Genomic DNA, 4,488 nt, shown 5'->3' on the forward strand with positions numbered 1-4,488 from the left:
CTCCCTCGTAGGCTCGCTTGAGAAACTCGCCCCTGCGCGCCAGGGTGGCCGTGTCGAAGAACTGGCAGCGTCGCTGCAAGTCCTGCTTCTCCTTGATCCATTGGTCCATGTTGAAGCCAGGAGTCTTCTCGAACACTTGCCGCAGCGGGCCGCCCTGGTCGCGTACGCTGTACGCGAATTCGATTGTCTGGGTCGCATGCTCGCATCGCTCGAGCACGTCGGCTGCTTTGCGCGCCTGCGCTGGCGTCGCGCCCTCTTCCAACGCAAGCTGCACCGTGCGCAGTTCATCGGGTGTCGATGAGGCCGGCGTGCGCAGGGACGGGGGAAGCGCAGCCGGCATGGCCGCGCTCGCCGGCTGGGTAGCGGCATCGGCCTTCGCGTCGATGACCGGCCGCAGCAACGTTCCCTGGAGCGTTGCCGAGGTCGGGGCTGGCAGTGAAGGCGGCAGTGAGGTGGGCGCCTCGGCCGATCGGTTCAGTAGCCAGCTGCCGRCGGCCAGCGCTAGTGCGACGGCCGCGACGGCTGCGACCGTCCACGCTGTGCGAATGGGCACGGATGCGGACCCGGCCACTTTTCCCGCCACCGCTTACTTTTGCGGCGCCGCCGCCGCGCCATCCACCCGGATCACGCGCCGCGTGCGGCCTTCGGTGTCGTCCAGGGACTCGCTGACCAGGCGGTTGTGCTGCTCCCAGTCCTCCGCGCTGCGGATGATGCTGGGCTTGATGAGGACGACGAGCTCGCGCTTGCGGCCGTTGTTGGCGCGATTGCCGAACAGCATGGACGTCAGCGGGTTGCTGTCGGCACCCGGCACGCCCGAGCCGCGGCGCGTGGCTTCCATCTGCATCAGGCCGCCGATGGCGACGATGTGGCCGTCGGGGATGCGCACCACGGTGTCGCTCTCGTTGACGCTGGCGCTGGCCAGCGGCAGGCGGAAGTTGCCGACCGAGCCGAGATCGACCTGCTTGATCTTCTCGGTCACGTTGGAGACCGAGGGGTGGATGTGCAGGGTGATCATGTCGGCCGCGTCGATCTGCGGCGTCACGTCCAGCGCGATGCCGCTGAAGAAAGGCGTCAGCGTCAGCGTCGGGATCTGGTTGGTGGTGCCGTTCGTGCCGTTGGTGCCGGTATTGGTGCCGCTGTTGCTGCCACTGATGCCGGTGATGAAGTAGTCGTCGGTGCCGACCTTGAGCACGGCCTTCTGGTTGTTCAGCGTCGCGATGCGCGGGCTGGACAGGATCTGCGTGTCGCCATGGCTTTCGACGAAGGCCAGCAGCGCCTGGAAGCCGCCGCGCGCCAGCGCCAGGCCGAGCGTGCCGCCTCCGGCCGAGGGCAGGGGGATGAGGTCGGGCCAGGCCGGGCTTTGCGTGCCGCTGGACAGCGTGGGAAAGCCGCGTGTGTTGCTGACCAGCGGATTGATGATGCTGCTGACGCCGCTAGGGATGGAAGGGTTGACGCTGGTCTGGCCGATGGCGCTGCGTTCGCCGATGCGCGACCAGTCGATGCCGCTCTGGTAGCCCTCGCGCAGCTCGACCTCGACGATCTTGGCCTCCAGCATGACCTGGCGCTCGACGGCGATGCGCGTCGCCTTCAGCCAGGCCTCGACGTGACGCAGCTCCTCTGGCATGGCGCGCACGGCGACCGTGCCGGTCTGCGGGCTGGTGATGACGGCGCGGCCCTCGCCGCTGCCGACCAGGGCCTTCAGCGCGTTGTTGGTCTCGCCCCAGAAATCGCTCGACACCTTGGTGCTGAGCTGGCTGCTCTCCTGCTGCTGGACCGTGGTCGTGCTGCCGCCGGTGGCGCTGCCAGTGTTGCCGCTTGCACCGGCGGCGCCGTTCTGGCTGCTGGCCGGCGCGGCGCCCGAGCTGACGCGAACCTCGCTGCGGCCGCTGCGCTGGTGAGCCAGCGCGTTGATCGTGAAGACGCGGGTCTGCAGCGTGGGCGGAAAGACGGTGATGCGGCGGCCGTCGATGGAATAGTCGAAGCCGTAGACATCGCGGATGGCGTCCAGCGATTCGCGCACCGTGACGCCCTTGAGGGTGACCGACAGCTGGCCCGTCACGCTGGGATGCACGAGCATGCTGTAGCGCGTGTCGCTGACCAGGGACAGGAAGACATCGCGGGCCGGCGCGCCATTGACGATGAGGTCGAAGCGTGGCTCGGGCGGCAGCGCGGGGGCGGGCGGCGGTACGGGCGTCGCCACCACGACCGGTGCGGGCACGCCAGAGGCGGCGGGGGCGGCTCGCTGGGCCTGCAGCTCCTCGCGCAGGGCCTGGCTGGGCTGGGCCACGCGCAGCGGCTTGTCGGCACAACCTGACAGTCCTGCTGCCAGCAGCGCAGCGGCTGAGCTGGCCAGCAGGAGTCGATGGACGGGGGCCTTCATGGCTTCTCCTTGGATTTCTTCACGCCGGATGCAGCCCGGGCCGCCTCCGGAGGCGGGCGCTTCTCGACGCCGCCATACAGCGGCTCGCGCCGGACCTGGCCGGCCTCGCGCAGCCAAACGGYCTGTTCGGTGATGCGCTCGATGCGTGCGCCTTCGATTTGTTCGCCCACGCCATAGCGGCGGCCGCGCTGTACGACATACGCGCGGCCTCCCGCAAAGACGACCTGGCGGACGGCGTTGTCGGCCGGCGCAACGGCAGACGCGGCCGGTGCGGCCGAGGCCGCCATGGCGCTGCGCAGCGCGGGTGGCCAGGCCGTGGGGTCGCGGCTGGGTTCGTCGGCGGCCTGGGCCAGCGGCGCAGCGAACAGCAGGGCGATGAATGCCGCTCTCATGGCTGCACCTTCAGCAGATAGATCCGGGCCAGCAGGCGCGGCACCTCGTTGGGGCCGCCGCTGCTCAGGCGCATCTCGCCCCAACGCAACGCCGGCAGTTCGCGTTCCAGGGCCTGCACATAGTGCTGGGTGTCGCGGTAGCTGCCTTGCAGCTGCAGCTCGACACCCTGCCAGCTCATGCCCGGCATGCTCGGCGGCAGCGCGTTGCCTGCTGCCGATGCCGATGCAGACGGCAGGCTGACGGGCGTGTCGTCCAGCAGCGTCAGTCGTTCCAGTACCAGGCCCGGCTGCTGGGCCAGCACACGCTGCAGCAGGGCCGACAGCCCTTCGGCGGGGTTGACGGTGCTGGCCTGGCGCAATTCGCTGTCCAGGCGCTGGCGCTCGTTACGGGCGCTTTCGAGCTGGACTTGCAATTGCTCGGCCGGCGTGCCGCCGCTGCCGCTGGCGCTGATGAACTGCTCGCGCAGCTTGCTGATCTCGGCGGCCTGCTGCGCCTGAGCGTTGCTGCGCAGCTTGGCGCGGGCGGACTGCGGCGCGAGCACAAAGGAGTCGAACAGCAGGGCCAGCACGGCCACGATGCTGAGGAACAGGATGGCGCGCTCACGCAGGCTGAGCGCATCGATGCGCTTGGCCTGGCGTTCCCAGCGCTGCAGCAAGGGCGCGAGGCGGCGCCGCAGCAGCGCGAGATCGATCGTCGTCTGCGCCTTCATCGTGCGCCTCCGGTTGCGGCGCTGGCCGCATGGGCTGGCGCGCTGACCACGCGAAAGGCCCAGACCGGCAGGCCGGTGCTGACGAGCGGGCTGTCACGCGACAGCAGCGGGTTGCCGCCCGTCTCGGTGCCAGGTGCCCCCAGGCGCTCGACGCGCAGGGCCGACAGCTGTTGACCGGCTAACAGCGGATGGACCGCGAGCCTGGCCAGCCAGGGCCTCAGCATGGCGGTGTCCAGCGTGCCGCCGACGAGTTCGACTCGGCCCGGCGTGTAGCGCAACTCGCTGAGCCAGGCCGGTTCGGGCAGGGTGCGCGCGATCAGTGCGAGCAGGTCGGAATGGCGCTGCCCGGCTGCGTCGGCGCCCAGCACCTGCAGCAGCGCACGGCGATCAGCGTTGCCGGCCGCCAGTGGCAGCAGTTGCTGCTGCACCGTGGCGGCATCCAGTGGCGCGGGCAGGTTGGCGCGGGCCACGGTCAACTGCTGGCGCTCCGTCGCGTATTGCGCGAGAACGACCTGATGCTGGGCTTCGGCGCTGCGGTCACGCTGCTGCAGCCACAGCGCCGCAGCCAGGCCCGCGAGGCACAGCAGGCCCGTGGCCTGCACCAGCGTCAGCGCCGAGAAATAGCGCTTGGGTGCCAGCAGGATCGGCGTGAGCAGGTTGATTTGCTGGGCCATCAGCAGTGCCCGCCCGGCCGCCCGAAGGGCACTGGCGCCCCCTTGGGGGGCAGTGAACGAAGTGAACGAGGGGGCATCACAACTTTCGAGTCTCGGTGCGCAAGGCGGCGCCCAGCAGCGGCAGGCAGGCGCCCAGGGCCTGGGCTGCGTCGCCCTCGGGGGCCGGCGCGTCGGGCGCGAAGGCGGCCAGCGGATTCAGGGCCACGGTGCGTTGGCCGAGTTCGCGCTGGATCAGCGTCGCAACCTCGGCGCCGTGCTCGGCCGTGATGACGTACAGCCGCGCCAGTGGCAGCTCGGGCCAGCTGCGCTCCCAGACGTCGATGGAGCGTTGC

At 70.1% G+C, this 4,488-nt stretch carries 6 protein-coding genes; all 6 read right to left on the reverse strand.

Annotation, left to right across the window (positions count from 1 at the left end; genetic code table 11):
• The coding region (locus AC1DU6_RS21225; RefSeq protein WP_477859400.1) for a hypothetical protein at nucleotides 1–400 on the reverse strand (400 nt) is incomplete at its 3' end.
• A gap of 186 nt (nucleotides 401–586) precedes the next feature.
• On the reverse strand, nucleotides 587–2,380 hold the full coding sequence (locus tag AC1DU6_RS21230) for a secretin N-terminal domain-containing protein (protein WP_477859402.1): 1,794 nt from the start codon (nucleotides 2,378–2,380) through the stop codon (nucleotides 587–589).
• Complete coding sequence (locus AC1DU6_RS21235) at nucleotides 2,377–2,772, reverse strand: hypothetical protein (RefSeq protein WP_477859404.1); 396 nt, start codon at nucleotides 2,770–2,772, stop codon at nucleotides 2,377–2,379. Before AC1DU6_RS21235 ends, AC1DU6_RS21230 begins: the two co-directional genes overlap by 4 nt.
• Complete coding sequence (locus AC1DU6_RS21240) at nucleotides 2,769–3,482, reverse strand: hypothetical protein (protein ID WP_457322774.1); 714 nt, start codon at nucleotides 3,480–3,482, stop codon at nucleotides 2,769–2,771. Before AC1DU6_RS21240 ends, AC1DU6_RS21235 begins: the two co-directional genes overlap by 4 nt.
• Entirely contained in the window at nucleotides 3,479–4,156 is a 678-nt protein-coding gene (locus AC1DU6_RS21245) for a hypothetical protein (RefSeq protein ID WP_056202249.1), read from the reverse strand. Before AC1DU6_RS21245 ends, AC1DU6_RS21240 begins: the two co-directional genes overlap by 4 nt.
• 76 nt (nucleotides 4,157–4,232) lie before the next feature.
• The coding region (locus tag AC1DU6_RS21250) for a hypothetical protein (protein WP_477859407.1) at nucleotides 4,233–4,488 on the reverse strand (256 nt) is incomplete at its 5' end.

It is taken from the genome of Roseateles sp. P5_B10, assembly GCF_056400485.1.

Coding starts and splice junctions, on each gene's coding strand:
- AC1DU6_RS21230 (WP_477859402.1), bottom strand. CDS start 2,380: ATGAAGGCCCCCGTCCATCGACTCCTGCTGGCCAGCTCAGCCGCTGCG.
- AC1DU6_RS21240 (WP_457322774.1), bottom strand. CDS start 3,482: ATGAAGGCGCAGACGACGATCGATCTCGCGCTGCTGCGGCGCCGCCTC.
- AC1DU6_RS21245 (WP_056202249.1), bottom strand. CDS start 4,156: ATGGCCCAGCAAATCAACCTGCTCACGCCGATCCTGCTGGCACCCAAG.